Source organism: Arthrobacter sp. HMSC08H08 (genome assembly GCF_001807575.1).
Taxonomy (GTDB): Bacteria; Actinomycetota; Actinomycetes; order Actinomycetales; family Micrococcaceae; genus Pseudoglutamicibacter; species Pseudoglutamicibacter albus.
In genome coordinates this window covers 52,865-68,097 of record NZ_KV789396.1, presented here as the reverse complement: position 1 = coordinate 68,097, position 15,233 = coordinate 52,865, and the positions used below count along the sequence as shown (strand labels likewise).

Sequence of the window (15,233 nt, the reverse complement as noted above, 5' to 3'; positions counted from 1 at the left end):
GTCCACTTCGCACGAAACCGAAAGGTCTTCGACCGTGCTGACATTTATCCTCCGGCGTCTGGGTATCTCAGTCCTGATCCTGTTACTAGCCACCTTCGTGGTCTATGCACTGATCCAATTCTCAGGTGACCCGCTAGCAGGGATGCGCGAACTCGCATCCGACCCTAAGGTTCGCGTGGCTATGGAAGCCCGCATCAGGAACCTTCAACTCGACACCCCATGGGGTCTGCGATACCTCGACTGGCTCAAAGGCGCTTCGGCCTGCCTCATCGGTCAGTGCGACCTCGGTATTGATGTCAACGGAAACGATGTTGGAGCCCGCCTCGCGGCAGCAGCAGACTCGACCCTGCGCCTCGTGACGCTCTCTGTGATCCTCGCGATCGTGATCGGCATCGGCATCGGTGTTCTGACCGCTGTGCGTCAGTACTCCGACCTCGACTACATCGTCACCTTCCTCGCTTTCGTGTTCTTCTCCCTGCCAGTGTTCTGGGCGGCCGTGCTGCTCAAGGAATACGCGGCTATCAACTACAACAACTGGATAGCCGACCCAAGCTTCTCAACCATGCAAGTGGTCCTTACAGCACTCATAGCCGGTTTCGTGATCCAGCTCTTCATGGGAGGCGCCTGGAAACGCCGCCTGTTCAGCTTCCTCGCAACCGCGGTGATCGTCGGTGTTGCGATGGTCACCTTCACTGCACAAGACTTCTGGCGCTACCCGTCCTTGCCACCGTGGGTCATCGCGCTCATCGTGATCGGGGTTGCTGTCTTCGCGACCTCCTCGGCCGTCGGTATCAAGAACAAGGAAGGCCACCGCCACGTCCTGTTGCCAGCACTCATCTGTGCAGTGCTTGTCATGGTCGTCTTCTACGCCGGCTACAACATCTTCCTCGAGCCAACCGCGCTGATCCTGTTCATCGGTTTCTTGCTCGCGATCGCCGTCCCGTGGCTGCTCGGCTTCTTCCTCGGTGGGCGCCTGCGCGTCCAAGCCATCAGCGCATCGCTGGCAACCGTCGGCGTAGGTGTGGCACTCACCATGATCTGGCACATCTTCAACGCGTGGCCAGAATTCCTGGAAGCCAAGCCACGTCCGATCTCCACGATCGGCTCCCAGACGCCAAACTTCGAAGGCGGCTTCTGGCTACAAACCCTCGACCGTGGTTCGCAGATTCTGCTACCAACCATCCTGTTGACCGTCGTTTCCGTCGCCTCCTACTCGCGCTACACCCGCGCAACCATGATGGAAATCAACTCGCAGGACTACATCCGCACCGCACGCGCTAAAGGCTTACCGGAGCGCACCGTGATCCTGCGCCACGCATTCCGAAACGCACTCATCCCAATCGTGACCATTGTGGTGATGGACTTCGCCGCCCTGATTGGCGGCGCGATCATCACCGAGCAAGTGTTCGGTTGGAAGGGCATGGGTGAGCTCTTCCAGACCGGCCTCAACAACGTTGACCCCAACCCCGTCATGGCTTTCGTAGTTGTCACAGGCGGTATCGCCGTGCTCTTCAACCTCCTGGCTGACGTGATCTACGCCCTCATCGACCCGAGGATCCGAGTATGACGCCCCCGCGTAACGCACACCGCCCAGCGGATGCCCACGCACACGTCACTACCGGACCCGCACGGAAAGGGGATAGGACATGACTCAGAACACCCCAGAAAACAAGAACAATAAAACCATCGAGGCCTCGACCGATGAGCGCGTCTCGATCTCCGCGATCGAAGATGCCCGCCTGGCGAGCAAAGAAACTAAGTCCCTATCCCAAGGGCAGCTGGTTCTGCGGCGCTTCCTGCGCCACAAGCCAGCGATGATCTCCGCGGTCGTTCTCGCGTTCATCATCATTGTCTCCATCACCTCGATCGGAATCTCCGCATTCGGGATCACGATCCCTGGCTGGTGGCGCTTCGACTACATCGAACAAGGCGACATCGTCGACGGTGGGGCACCATCGGCAACCCACTGGTTCGGACAAGACGCTCTCGGCGTTGACTACTTCGCGCTCGTGATGCGCGGAACCCAGGTTTCGCTCATCATCGCGGTCCTCGTTGGCGTTGTCTCGACCGCACTGGGAACCCTGCTCGGCGCGATTTCCGGCTACTTCCGCGGATTCATCGACGGCCTCATCATGCGTATCGCGGACATCTTCTTCGTTGTCCCGCTGCTGCTCATCGCGGCGATCGTCGGCCGCATCGCAGGGTCGGCAGTGAACTCGCCCTGGTTCCTCGGCCTCCTGCTCGGCTGTGTTTCGTGGGCAGGCCTCTCACGTCTGGTGCGTTCCCAGGTGCTCTCGCTACGTGAACGCGAATTCATCGACGCGGCGCGCGCGATGGGCGCATCGACCAACCGCATCGTGATGAAGCACCTCATCCCCAACACCGTCGGCACGATCCTCGTGAACGCGACCCTGGCCATCGCCGCGGCCGTGCTGCTCGAGACCTCGCTGTCCTACCTCGGCTACGGTGTACGTCCACCACAGTCCTCGCTGGGTCTGCTGATTTCCACCTACCAGAACTCGTTCACGACCCGCCCGTGGCTGTTCTGGTGGCCGGGCCTGATGATCCTCACGATCGCCTTGACCATCAACTTCATCGGTGACGGCCTGCGCGACGCGTTCGACCCACGCCAGGGTGCAGGCCGCCGCAAGCGTTCCCTGTGGTCCTTCATTTTCCCTGGCAGCGCAAACCGCCGTGGCGCATGGGAGACCGAGACCGCAACCGCAGGTACCACCAAGTCTGAGAAGGACACGGTCGAAGAGGTCTCTGAAGTGCCGATTGCGCACGACTCTGACCAAGGGACGCCTACACTGGACGACGTCAAACCAGACACCCCAGAAGGAGACAAGAAGTGAGCAAGCACGCGGACCCAAACAAGCCCGTGGACAGCACTGCCGTCTCCGGAGCATCAGTGAACGCTGACGCGACGTCCGCAACTGACTGCGCAGCCACGTCCGACAGCACGGCGCCTGCAATTGCGTCTACTGCTGCCCGAAAGAGCCGTGACGGTGAAGTTGTGTTGTCATTCGACAACCTCAAGGTCGACTTCATCACCAGCGAATCGCACGTCAAGGCAGTCAAAGGCGTCACCCTCGATGTACGCCGCGGCGAAGTCCTGGCGCTCGTAGGCGAGTCCGGTTCCGGTAAATCCGTAACGAGCCTTTCGGCTATGGGCTTGCTCGCTGACACAGCAGAGATCCGGGGTGAAGCGCACGTTGCGGGAACCCAGGTGATCGGGTTGCCAGCCGAGAAGATGCGCCGTATGCGCGCAACCAAAGTAGCGATGGTCTTCCAGGAGCCGATGACCGCTCTCAACCCGGTGCTCACGGTCGAAAAACAGTTGACCGAGGCGATGGAAGTTCACAACGTCGCGTACGGTCAAGCAGCCACTGAGAAAGCTGTCGAGCTCCTCGACCGCGTAGGTATCCCGGATGCCGCTAAGCGCATCAAACAGTACCCGCACCAATTCTCGGGTGGTCAGCGTCAGCGCATCGTGATCGCGATGGCTTTGGCGTGTGATCCTGAGGTCATCATCGCGGACGAACCGACCACCGCACTCGACGTGACTGTTCAGGCTGAGGTCCTGGATCTTCTGCGTGAGCTCAAAGACACCCTCGATGTTGCGATCCTGCTGATCACCCACAACATGGGTGTTGTTGCGGACCTCGCAGACCGTGTTGCGGTGATGTTCATGGGCGAGCTTGTGGAACAGGGCGAGGCACGTGAGATTCTCACGAACCCGAGCCACCCGTACACTCAGCGTCTGCTGGCAGCGGTTCCGCGCCTCGAAGACGTCAACATTGACAGCTCCCACTTGGGGGATGAAATCGCGGAACTCACCGCACGTATCGAACAAGAACGTGCCAACGATGAGGTTGTGGTTTCTGTCCATGACGTCGCTGTTGAGTATAAAGTCCGCCGCGGTAAGTTCCGCGCCGTTGAAGGCGCTAACTTCAACGTCGCAAAGGGCCGCACCACGGCCCTGGTGGGGGAGTCCGGCTCCGGTAAATCCACGCTCGCTAAGGCTGTGCTCGGCCTGCTGCCGACCGCGGAAGGCGAGCTACACATCGGTGGCAGGGACCTCACCAAGCTACGCGGACGCGAAGCTAAAGCGATGCGCAAGAAGATGGGCGTGATCTTCCAGGACCCAGCCGCCTCGCTGGATCCACGGTTCCCGATTGGTGACTGCATCACCGAGCCGATGGTTGTGCACAAGGTAGGGGACAAGAAGTCACGCATCGAGCGAGCCAAAACGCTGCTGGATGCAGTGAAGCTCCCAGCCGACGTCATCAACCGCTACCCGCATGAGCTCTCGGGCGGGCAGAAGCAGCGCGTCGGTATCGCCCGTGCGCTCGCTTTGGATCCAACCCTGCTGATCGCTGACGAGCCGACATCCGCGCTCGACGTTTCGGTTCAGGCCGTGGTTCTGGAGATGCTGACCGAGCTGCAGAACGAATTCGGCTTCGCGTGCCTGTTCGTATCCCACGACCTCGCGGTGGTGGATCACCTCGCGGACGACGTCGTGGTGATGCGTGCAGGCAAGGTCGTTGAACAAGGTCCTGCTGACCTAGTGCTGCACTACCCTCGCGAGGAATACACGCGTGAACTGCTCGCGGCAGCGCCGGTTCCAGACCCAGAGCTGCAGGCGGCGCGCCGCCGTGCACGCCTGAAGCTCGGCTAAACGAGGCCCCTGACGTTCAAGAGATCCAGGCCCACAACGGCAACGCGCCATAACTAATAGGTGTGGCCCCATGGTTCCAAGGTGCTTTCGAGTATTCGAAACACGTCAGAACCCTGGGGCCGCACCTACTTATTGGCTAACATGCGTATTCAGGACTCGCCGCTGTTGCGTTCCTTCACATATACTCCCTGCCTATAAGGTGACTGCATGTAGCCTACGAATTAGGGTTGGCTGCATAAGTCATTAACTCGCGCCTCAGAGGCAGGCCTCCTCAATAGGCTTGCCTCCTGAAGCCATTCATTTGGGAGGTAAACGTGAAGAACAACCGGAAGGCGATCTCCGCTCTTTCTGTTCTCGCAATTTCCGCACTCGGCTTGGCCGCTTGCGGTGGCGGCGGAGGTAGCAACGCCAAGGGTGGCGGGGAGGCCAACCCAGATGCCATCATCACCACTAACGGCGTGGAGCCACAGAACCCGTTGATCCCAACCAACACCACTGAGGTTGGTGGCGGTAAGATCGTCGACCTGGTTTTCTCCGGCCTGGTTTCCTTCGAAGCTGACGGCACCCCACGCATGGACCAGGCAGAGTCCATCGAACCAAACGATGACAACACCGTCTGGACCGTGAAACTCAAGAAGGGACTGAAGTTTTCCGACGGCAGCCCAGTGACCTCCGATTCCTTCATCAAGGCATGGAACTACGGTGCAGACGTCGCTAACGCGCAGGGCGGGCAGTACTTCTTCGAAAACATCAAGGGCTATTCGGCAGACAAGAAGGGTGCCAAGCTCACCGGTTTGAAGAAGGTATCTGACACTGAATTCACGGTTGAACTCAACAACCCGGAAGCTGATTTCCTCAAGCGCATCGGTTACTCCGCGTTCGTTCCGCTTCCAGAGTCCGCTTTCAAAGATATGAAGAAGTTCGGCGAGAACCCTGTCGGCAACGGCCCATACAAGTTCGAATCCGAAGGCGCATGGAAGCACAACCAGGGCGTCAAGCTCGTCAAGTCTGATTCATACAAGGGTCCACGCGAGCCAAAGAACGGCGGCGTGGAAATCACCTTTTACGAGTCCCCGAAGACCGCATACGCTGACACCCAGGCCGACCGCCTCGACATTCTCGACCAGATCGACCCATCGAACTTCGCGACCTACAAGGCAGATTTTGACGGCCGCAACGTCAACCAGCCTGCAGCGATCTTCCAGTCGTTCACGATCCCGCAGTACCTGGATCACTTCAAGAACGACGAAGAAGGCAAGCTGCGCCGCCAGGCTATCTCCATGGCTATCGACCGTGAAGAGATCACCAAGACCCTCTTCGACGGAACCCGTACCCCGGCATCCGACTTCAGCTCCCCAGTGCTTGAAGGCTGGGACAACTGGGGCAAAAACGCCGAAGGTAACGACGTTCTGAAGTTCAACCCAGACAAGGCCAAGGAGCTGTGGGAAAAGGCTGACAAGATCAGCAAGTATGACGGCACCTTCACCATTGCTTATAACGCAGACGGTGGCCACCAGGAATGGGTAGACGCCCTCTCCAACCAGATCTCCCGTAACCTCGGCATCAAGGCTCAGGGTAAGTCCTACCCGGCCTTCAAGGGCCTGCTGGATGACCAGGATAACGACAAGATGACCGGCGCAACCCGCTCCGGCTGGCAGGCAGACTACCCGTCGCAGGTCAACTTCCTCGCACCGCTCTACAAGACCGGCGCTGGCTCGAACTACGGCCGCTACACCTCGAAGGAGTTCGACGGCTACCTCAAGAAGGCTGGATCTGCTGACAGCCCAGAGAAAGCGGACGAGCTCTACGCAAAGGCACAGGCGACCCTGCTCGAAGACCTGCCGGCTATCCCACTCTGGTACAACAACGTCAACGGTGTCTGGAGCAGCAAGGTAGACAACGTTGAATTCGGCTGGAATTCCGTGCCGATCTACACGGAAGTCACCAAGAGCAAGTAATGCTTAGCTCTGCGTGATAGGGCTTCATAGCACGCATTGACACCGCTGCGAGCGGGCAAGGAACCCTCGCAGCGGTGTCCGCGTGTCTAAGCCACACCACGTGTAAGACTTGAACACACCCTGAACATCAAACCCCGAAACCGAGGCACCCATGCTCTGGTACATCGGCCGTCGACTGCTACAGCTGATCCCGGTCTTCTTCGGTGCAACGCTATTGATCTACTTGATGGTCTTCGCGTTGCCAGGTGACCCGATCGCGGCCCTCTTCGATGGCAAAGCGCCATCCCCGGCTGTCATCCAAGAACTTCGCGCACAATACAATCTCGATAAACCTGTCCTGGTCCAATACCTCATCTGGATCGGCGGCGTCTTCACCGGCGACCTAGGCACCACCTACACCGGGCGTCCGGTCTCAGAGGTCATGGCCGATGCGTTCCCACTCACCGCGACTCTGGCGATCCTCGCGCTCATCTTCGAGGCCATCATCGGTATCACCTTCGGCCTCGTCGCCGGCTTGCGTAAAGGCGGAATCACCGACAGCGTGGCACTTATCGTCTCGCTGCTGCTGATCTCCGTACCAACCTTCGTTGTCGGTTTCTTGGTCCAATACTTCCTCGGCGTGCAGTGGCAGATCATCCCGCCATCCATCTCCGGCGACGGACCGTGGACGCAGATGATCGCGCCAGCAGCAGTACTGGCGTCCGTGTCCATCGCCAACGTGCTACGACTAACGAGAGCATCGGTTGCAGAAAACGTCGGGGCCGACTTCGTCCGCACCGCAACCGCCAAGGGCCTCTCACGTGGCCGTGTGATCCGCGTCCATGTACTGCGTAACTCCCTCATCCCAGTGGTGACCTATCTCGGCATCGACCTCGGCTCCCTCATGGTCGGAGCGATCGTCACCGAAGGTATCTTCAACATCCCAGGTGTTGGTGGCACCGTCTACCAGGCGGTTATCCGAGGAGAAGGCCCTACCGTGGTGTCCTTCGTTGCGGTCATGGTGATCATCTTCATGCTCGCCAACCTGCTGGTCGATATCCTCTATGCGGTGCTTGACCCGCGCATTCGTTACGGGAAGTGATGCTCCATGAAGCGTTATGTAGCCCCCATTGAAGAGACCCCGCTGCAGAACGTCGACGAAGTCGACGTCTCCGCAAAACCGACAAGCGTCTGGTCAGACGCTTGGCGTGACATGCGCAAACGAGTCATCACGTGGATCTGCCTTGTGCTCGTCGCGCTCATCATCTTCGTTGCTCTGTTCCCGCAACTGTTCACCTCAGGTGACCCGGCTGGTGCAGCATGCGAACTTAAGAACTCGCTGGCAGCGCCGAGCCCGGGACATCCGTTCGGCTTCGACAAGCAAGGCTGCGACGTCTACACACGGGTGATCTACGGAACCCGCGCATCACTGACAGTCGGCCTGCTCGCCACAGCGCTTGCAACCCTCATCGGTGCAACCATCGGTGCTATCGCCGGCTACTTCGGTGGTTGGCTTGATGCCGTGATCTCCCGTATCGGCGACATCTTCTTCGCGATCCCATCCGTACTTGGCGCGATCGTCATGATGCAGATCGCGCCATTCGGGCGCGGTGTGGTGATGCTCTCGCTCACGCTCGCAGTCTTCGGTTGGCCGCAAGTCGCCCGCATCATGCGCGGCGCCGTGCTCACAGCCAAGCAGCAAGACTTCGTGACCGCAGGCATCGCACTCGGCGTATCCCGCGGCAAGAACCTCATCCGCCACGTGATCCCCAACTCCCTGGCACCCGTCATCGTGATTGCGACCGTGTCCATGGGTACCTACATCGTCGCTGAAGCAACCCTGTCCTTCCTGGGCGTGGGTCTGCCGCCAGAGGTTATTTCGTGGGGCTTTGACATCTCCACGGCACAGAACGTCATCCGCACCGCGCCAAACCTGCTGTTCTATCCGGCAGGCGCACTCGCCATCACAGTTCTGTCCTTCCTGCTGTTAGGTGATGTGGTCCGAGACGCGCTTGACCCGAAGGCGAGGGCACGCCGATGAAAGATCAGAACATGAACGAGAACACCCAGCCAGCCACCGAGAACCCGGACGAGCGGACTCCGCTGCTGGACGTCAAAGACCTCGAAGTCACCTTCACAACGCAAGCGGGCCCAGTGCACGCAGTGCGTGGCGTGAGCTTTGAGCTCTTTCAGGGCGAAAACCTCGCAATCGTTGGTGAATCCGGTTCCGGTAAGTCCACGTCCGTGACCGCGATCCTCGGGCTGCTCGCATCCAACGGCAACATCACCGGCGGTAAAGCGACCTTCAACGGCATCGACCTCACCAAGGCGCCACGCAAGCAGCTCGAAGACATCCGCGGCCGCGAAATCGGCTACGTCCCGCAGGACCCGATGTCCAACCTCAACCCGGTGTGGAACATCGGCTTCCAGGTCCAAGAGACCATCGAAGCGAACACGTCGCTACGCGGAAAAGCTGCACGCGAGCGCGTCATCGAGGTGCTCAAGGAAGCCGGCCTGCCGGAACCTGAAGGTCGCCTCAAGCAGTATCCGCACCAGTTCTCTGGCGGTATGCGGCAACGTGTGTTGATCGGCATCGGTATGGCCGCGAACCCGCGCCTGCTGGTCGCTGACGAACCCACCTCCGCCCTCGACGTCACCGTGCAGCGCCGTATCCTCGACCACCTGGGCGAATTGACCCGCGAACACGGGACCTCGGTCATCTTCATCACCCACGACCTCGGTCTAGCTGCCGAGCGTGCAGAAAAACTCGTGGTGATGTACAAGGGCCAAGTTGTCGAATACGGCGACTCCAAGGAGATCCTCGCCAACCCGATGCACCCGTACACCAAGCGGCTCGTCGCAGCGGCACCCTCGCTTGCTTCCCGCCGTATACAAAGTGTTCAGGAGGGCGATGACGCGGCGATGGGCGCAGACAAGACCCTGTTGCGCCGCCACGAGGAAACCCCGGACGTCAAGCAAGCCGATGAGAACCCACTCATCGAATTCACCGACGTCACCAAGGTGTACAAGATCCGTGAACAAGGCCTGAAAACCACCGATTTCAAGGCCGTGGACAAGGTCTCGCTGCAGATCCCCCGAGGAACCACGATGGGCGTGGTCGGCGAATCGGGCTCCGGTAAGTCAACGCTGGCGAAGATGTTCCTCAAACTTGAGGACATCACCAGCGGAACCATGACCTTCGACGGCAAGGACGTTGCTAGCTGGCCGCAAAAGGATCTGCTCGCGTTCCGTCGCCGCGTGCAGCCGGTGTTCCAGGACCCATACGGAACCCTGGACCCGATGCGTTCGATCGGTGCTTCTATCGAAGAACCCCTTGAGACCCATAAGATCGGCAACCGCCGCAGCCGCCGCAAGACGGTCGAAGAACTCCTGAATCAGGTATCGCTTCCGAAAGCGACAGCAAACCGTTACCCAGGTGAACTTTCGGGCGGTCAGCGTCAGCGCATCGCGATCGCACGTGCGCTCTCGCTCAAGCCTGAGGTGCTGGTTCTCGATGAGGCTGTCTCCGCGCTCGATGTGCTTGTTCAGGGGCAGGTCCTCAACCTGCTGGCAGACCTGCAGACCGAGCTTGGACTGACCTACCTGTTCATCACCCACGACCTCGCGGTAGTGCGGATGGTTGCTGACCAGGTCACCGTGATGAAGAACGGTCAGGTGGTTGAACAAGCCTCCACCGACGAGGTCTTTGACAATCCGCAACAGCAATACACGCGCGATCTGCTCGAAGCGATCCCAGGTGGAGACTTCGTATTCGGCAGCTAGCGCCTAGCCCTTAAACGTTTCGGGGTGTTGACCGGTGACCGGTCAACACCCCAGAGCGTTTAAACTCACGAGGTTTAAACTCACGAGCTAAGCGATAACCAACAGCACAACCGTGGCCACCGCAACCACACCGAACATGATCCACTGAAGCGAAAGCCATGTTTTCGTGACCTCAGCGTTGACCGCATCGGCATCAAGTTCACCAGCCTCAACAGCCTTCAACTGGGCGTCCTTATACCGCATGACCTGAGCAGAAATGCCTTGACCCTCACGCAGCTTAGCGGCACGATCCTCAACCTGGCTCGGATCAACACCATGACGCAACAAATCGGCATCAGCGGCCTTGGCACGCAAAGCCTTACGCCGCTGACCCATGCCCTGAACAGGGGCCGACCACACGCGCGTAACCACGCCATCGGTATCTGTTAGCTCAACAAAATACACATCTTGCGCCTCCCGCAACTTAGCCCACGGGATCCTCACCACATTCGTCGCGTTATGGACCACAACCGCCTCCGGCTCCACCACGAGCCTCGGCAAAATCAGTGTCCACGTGATCAGCATCACCAACGCCATCGTGCCGAAAGACGTCGCAATACCCGTATAGAAAAATCCGCGCGCAAACGCATCGATCGCGGCAAAGGCGCCGAAAGCAAGCACCACAATGCCAAGAATCCAGCCAGACACGCTACGGGTCAACGTCATCGGAGAAGTGATCATAGGAATAATCGTGCCATGTATCCCGCACTTGATGCGCAACACCAGAGTAGACTTGCAAGCACGTTGACAATAGACGCTGGTTGCCGGAAGGCGGCCTCACTAACAAGCTGACAAGGAACCCCTTATGGCACGTGCCTCACGCGAGGACCTCCGCAACGTTGCGATCGTTGCACACGTTGATCACGGCAAAACCACCCTGGTTGATGCCATGCTCCGCACCACTGGAGCGTTCGCTTCACACGGCGAACAAGAAGACCGCGTGATGGACTCTGGTGAACTCGAACGTGAAAAGGGGATCACCATCCTCGCTAAGAACACCACGGTGTTCTATAACGGCCCGGCCTCGGATGGTCAGGACGTAACGATCAACGTGATCGATACCCCAGGCCACGCGGATTTTGGTGGGGAAGTGGAACGCGGCCTCTCAATGGTCGACGGCGTGGTTCTGCTCGTGGACTCCTCTGAAGGACCGCTTCCACAGACCCGCTTTGTGTTGCGCAAGACCCTTGAAGCTCGCAAACCAGTGATCCTGGTCGTCAACAAGACAGACCGCCCCGACGCCCGCATCGACGGCGTTGTTGCTGAAACGATGGACCTCTTGCTCGGCTTGGCCTCCGATATCTCCGAGGAGGTCCCTGACCTCGATATTGACGCGATCCTGGAGCTACCGGTCGTGTACGCGTCCGGTAAGGCCGGCCGCGCCTCGCTCGAACAGCCAGCAGACGGTGAACTTCCCAACAGCGAAGACCTCGAGCCGCTCTTCGAGACCATCATGAAGCACGTCCCGGCACCGTCCTATGAAGACGACGGCGTGCTCCAGGCGCACGTAACCAACCTTGACGCCTCCCCGTTCCTGGGACGTCTAGCACTTTTGCGCATTCACGGCGGAACCCTGAAGAAGGGGCAAAACGTCGCCTGGATCCATCAGGGCGAACAGCGTTCGGTCAAGATCACCGAACTGCTGGAGACCCGCGGGCTCGAACGCGTCCCAGCTCAAGAAGCCGGCCCGGGCGAGATCGTCGCTGTAGCCGGCATCGAGAACATCATGATCGGTGACACCATCACCGACCCCAACGATCCACGCCCGCTACCGGCGATCCACATCGACGATCCCGCGATCTCCATGACCATCGGTATCAACACCTCGCCGCTGGCAGGCCGCGTCAAGGGCGCGAAAGTCACAGCCCGCCAAGTCAAAGACCGCCTCGACCGTGAACTGATCGGTAACGTCTCGCTCAAGGTCCTACCCACCGAACGTCCGGATGCGTGGGAGGTCCAAGGCCGCGGCGAGCTCGCGCTTTCGATCCTCGTGGAGCAGATGCGCCGCGAAGGCTTCGAACTCACGGTCGGCAAGCCCCAGGTTCTGACCCGCGAGATCGACGGCAAGGTCCACGAACCGATGGAAGAAATCACGATCGACACCCCGGAGGACTACCTCGGTGGCGTAACACAGTTGCTTGCAGCCCGTAAGGGACGCATGCAGGAGATGACCAACCACGGCTCCGGCTGGGTCCGCATGGTTTTCACCGTGCCAGCCCGCGGGCTCATCGGCTTCCGCAGCACCTTCCTGACACTGACCCACGGCGCCGGCATCGCCAACACCATCTCCGCAGGCTACGAACCGTGGGCAGGGGACATCGAATACCGCAACACCGGCTCGATCATCTCCGACCGCGCAGGGGTCGCCACCCCGTATGCGATGATCAACCTTCAAGAACGCATGACGTTCTTCGTCCAACCAACCCAGGAAGTCTACGAAGGCATGGTTGTGGGGGAGAACTCCCGCAACGAAGACATGGAAGTCAACATCACTAAAGAGAAGAAGCAGACCAACATGCGCGCTGCTTCCGCTGACTCCTTCGAAGGCCTCACCCCGCCACGCATGCTCACGCTGGAAGAGTCCCTCGAATTCGCTGCCGAAGACGAATGTGTCGAGGTAACCCCGGAAGCGATCCGCATCCGCAAAGTGACCCTCAACTCCGCCGACCGTATGCGCGAGGCCCGCAGACGTGCAAAGAACTAACCACACGGACCGAGCGTCAACCCCAGCCGTGAAGGGCCCAACCGTGAAGGGACCGTCAACCATCGTGACTGTGGTCATGACGGTGCTGTTGGGGTTGATGTCCGGTATCTCCGCGGTACTGTGGCACACCCACTATTGGGCGGGCCTGGTGAACGAAACGCTCGTGGTGCTCCCATGGGGTTCCGTGCTCTCAGCGTTCGCAGTGTTCGCCGCGAGCCTGTGGTGGGGGAGCTTCGCCGGCCGCACCTGGGTACCCGGAGCTATCGGGGCAATATCGTTTGCGACCATCGGGGCGCTCTCGCTTTCGACAACCAACGTTGTGATCGCCCCGATCAACGAGTTCGCACGCCAAGCCGCACCCGGCGCCTACATCGCCGCACTGACACTCTTCATCGGCGTGATCTTGGCCACCGTGCTCGCCTCGCTTGCCGTGCTGAAAATCCTCAGCCGCCGTGCGCGCGAGGCCCGCGTCTTTGAGGTGGAGGCGGAACAGGCTTAGCGTGAGTGATGCGCGAGGTCGGCACCACCACATCGCCGCGCCGCGTACGCACCACAACAACCCTGCCCGCACCAGCGGGAGCGGACGCTTGTTTGCCAGTATCGAGGGCAGGCGCATCAGCGTGAGGGGTTTGTGCCTCTGCCGCGTCATGACGGTCGGCATCGGGCACATAGTCCTCGCCCGCCCCGATATAGACGATCTCACCCAGCGCATCCGTCAGCACGCCATCCGGCAAGCGATAGCGTGCAACAACACGCGCACCAACACCGAGGGCATCAAACAGATCAGCCATGCAGCGATCATCTCACAGCCGCGCTTTGCCTCATGCCGATGCTTCGGGGCGGTTCCGGTGCATCGCCGGTGCCGGTGAGTCAGGACGGTGTCGGTGCGTCGGCAGGGTGCGGCTGGTGGCGCACGATGCGCGGCGGGCAGATATTCCCAAAAGAACAAATATTGCACCCGGGTGGGTTCTAGACGGCTAGGGAACTTACCCTGGTGGGCATGCATGCCACAATTGCGGAAACCTACCGCCACTTTGCTGAGGCCGAGGCTCGGGGAATCTCCGCAACTTATGACCAATGGGCGCAGGGAGTAGCCCAGGACCCTGCTGTGTTGCAGTTGATCGCCCAGCTGCCAGGTTTGAAGACCCAACCGAACCTCGTCTTCGCATCCGCCCGGCTACTCGGTGCCCCGGTAGGGGACTACGAACAGTTCCGTACCTGGCTGTTGAAGAACTGGGAACAAGTCAAGCCTGAAGTTCTGCAGCGGGCAACGCAAACGAATGAGGCGAACCGATGCGCCGCGATGCTACCGATACTCTCGCGGCTCCACCGGCTGGATGCCCCAGCAACCGCGACCTCTGGAGCCAACACAGCCGCGGCCTCCGATGCGGGTTCCCGGCCCGCTGACGAGCAGGCGCCGCTCGCCCTGATCGAAGCCGGCGCGAGCGCCGGGTTGTGCCTCTACCCGGACCGCTACTCCTACGCCTACACGACCACTGCGGGGCAGACAGTCGAGCTCCACCCGGACGCTGGGCCATCCACTGTAACCCTGCCGTGCGCTATCGACGCGGACTGGGTTCCAGACCACATCCCGGAGGTTGCCTACCGCGCAGGGGCAGACCTCAACCCGCTCAACCTCGCACGCGAGGAGGAGCTCGCGTGGCTGGAAACCCTCATCTGGCCAGAACACCAGGAACGCAGGCGGCGTCTCCACGCCGCCGCCCAGATAGCGCTGGCCGAACCCGCCCGAATCATTGCCGGTGACCTCGTTGAAGCGATCCCGGATCTGATACGGCAAGCGCCACGCGAGGCCCGCATCGTGGTCTTCCACACCTGGGTTTTGTACTACCTCAGCCCAGACCGCCGGGAAGCCTTCCGCGCAGCACTGACCGAATTCCCAAACATCACCTGGATCTCGTCGGAACCCTACGGAGTTCTGCCGTGGGTTGATCAACGCCATAAAACCCCTTTCGACCACCGCATCACCCTGGCCGTCAACGGCAAGCCTGCGGCACTGGTCGGCACCCACGGGCAAAGTTTCCAAGCATTACGCCGGGTTGATCCTTTCCTCTGAGCGCACCTTAGCGCC

The 15,233-nt window shown here is 60.1% G+C and carries 12 protein-coding genes; 10 read left to right on the top strand and 2 right to left on the bottom strand.

What is annotated here, in order from left to right; translation table 11 throughout:
- The 7 genes from HMPREF3175_RS07060 to HMPREF3175_RS07030 form a co-directional block, all read left to right on the top strand.
- The coding region (locus HMPREF3175_RS07060) for an ABC transporter permease (protein WP_370991847.1) at positions 1-1,567 on the top strand (1,567 nt) is incomplete at its 5' end.
- A gap of 79 nt (positions 1,568-1,646) precedes the next feature.
- Positions 1,647-2,855 (top strand): ABC transporter permease, encoded by a 1,209-nt coding sequence (locus HMPREF3175_RS07055; RefSeq protein ID WP_070491492.1) that lies wholly within the window; start codon positions 1,647-1,649, stop codon positions 2,853-2,855.
- Positions 2,852-4,681: an ABC transporter ATP-binding protein gene (locus HMPREF3175_RS07050; protein WP_370991846.1), complete on the top strand. Its 1,830-nt coding sequence runs from the start codon at positions 2,852-2,854 to the stop codon at positions 4,679-4,681. Before HMPREF3175_RS07055 ends, HMPREF3175_RS07050 begins: the two co-directional genes overlap by 4 nt.
- A 314-nt stretch (positions 4,682-4,995) precedes the next feature.
- Complete coding sequence (locus HMPREF3175_RS07045) at positions 4,996-6,639, top strand: peptide ABC transporter substrate-binding protein (RefSeq protein WP_070491490.1); 1,644 nt, start codon at positions 4,996-4,998, stop codon at positions 6,637-6,639.
- Positions 6,640-6,790: 151 nt separating this feature from the next.
- Positions 6,791-7,720: an ABC transporter permease gene (locus tag HMPREF3175_RS07040; protein WP_070491488.1), complete on the top strand. Its 930-nt coding sequence runs from the start codon at positions 6,791-6,793 to the stop codon at positions 7,718-7,720.
- A gap of 6 nt (positions 7,721-7,726) precedes the next feature.
- On the top strand, positions 7,727-8,659 hold the full coding sequence (locus HMPREF3175_RS07035; protein WP_070491487.1) for an ABC transporter permease: 933 nt from the start codon (positions 7,727-7,729) through the stop codon (positions 8,657-8,659).
- Positions 8,656-10,401, top strand: a complete 1,746-nt coding sequence (locus tag HMPREF3175_RS07030; protein WP_070491485.1) for a dipeptide ABC transporter ATP-binding protein — start codon at positions 8,656-8,658, stop codon at positions 10,399-10,401. The genes HMPREF3175_RS07035 and HMPREF3175_RS07030 overlap by 4 nt, the downstream gene beginning before the upstream one ends.
- 87 nt (positions 10,402-10,488) lie before the next feature.
- On the opposite strand, the gene HMPREF3175_RS07025 is transcribed toward HMPREF3175_RS07030, so the two are convergent.
- Positions 10,489-11,121 carry a hypothetical protein gene (locus tag HMPREF3175_RS07025; protein WP_070491483.1) on the bottom strand — a complete coding sequence of 211 codons (633 nt, stop codon included), beginning with the start codon at positions 11,119-11,121 and terminating at the stop codon, positions 10,489-10,491.
- Positions 11,122-11,245: 124 nt separating this feature from the next.
- Here HMPREF3175_RS07025 and typA point away from each other — a divergent pair, with 124 nt between their 5' ends.
- Together typA and HMPREF3175_RS07015 are read left to right on the top strand one after the other, a co-directional pair.
- Entirely contained in the window at positions 11,246-13,144 is a 1,899-nt protein-coding gene (gene typA, locus HMPREF3175_RS07020; RefSeq protein WP_070491481.1) for a translational GTPase TypA, read from the top strand.
- A gap of 43 nt (positions 13,145-13,187) precedes the next feature.
- A complete protein-coding gene (locus HMPREF3175_RS07015) occupies positions 13,188-13,643 on the top strand; it encodes a hypothetical protein (protein WP_141739894.1) in 456 nt (151 codons plus the stop codon).
- Here the strand turns inward: HMPREF3175_RS07015 and HMPREF3175_RS10175 are convergent.
- On the bottom strand, positions 13,588-13,935 hold the full coding sequence (locus tag HMPREF3175_RS10175) for a hypothetical protein (RefSeq protein ID WP_141739895.1): 348 nt from the start codon (positions 13,933-13,935) through the stop codon (positions 13,588-13,590). The genes HMPREF3175_RS07015 and HMPREF3175_RS10175 overlap by 56 nt on opposite strands.
- Positions 13,936-14,144: 209 nt before the next feature.
- Here HMPREF3175_RS10175 and HMPREF3175_RS07005 point away from each other — a divergent pair, with 209 nt between their 5' ends.
- On the top strand, positions 14,145-15,218 hold the full coding sequence (locus HMPREF3175_RS07005) for a DUF2332 domain-containing protein (protein ID WP_070491502.1): 1,074 nt from the start codon (positions 14,145-14,147) through the stop codon (positions 15,216-15,218).
- The last annotated feature ends 15 nt before the right edge of the window (positions 15,219-15,233 follow it).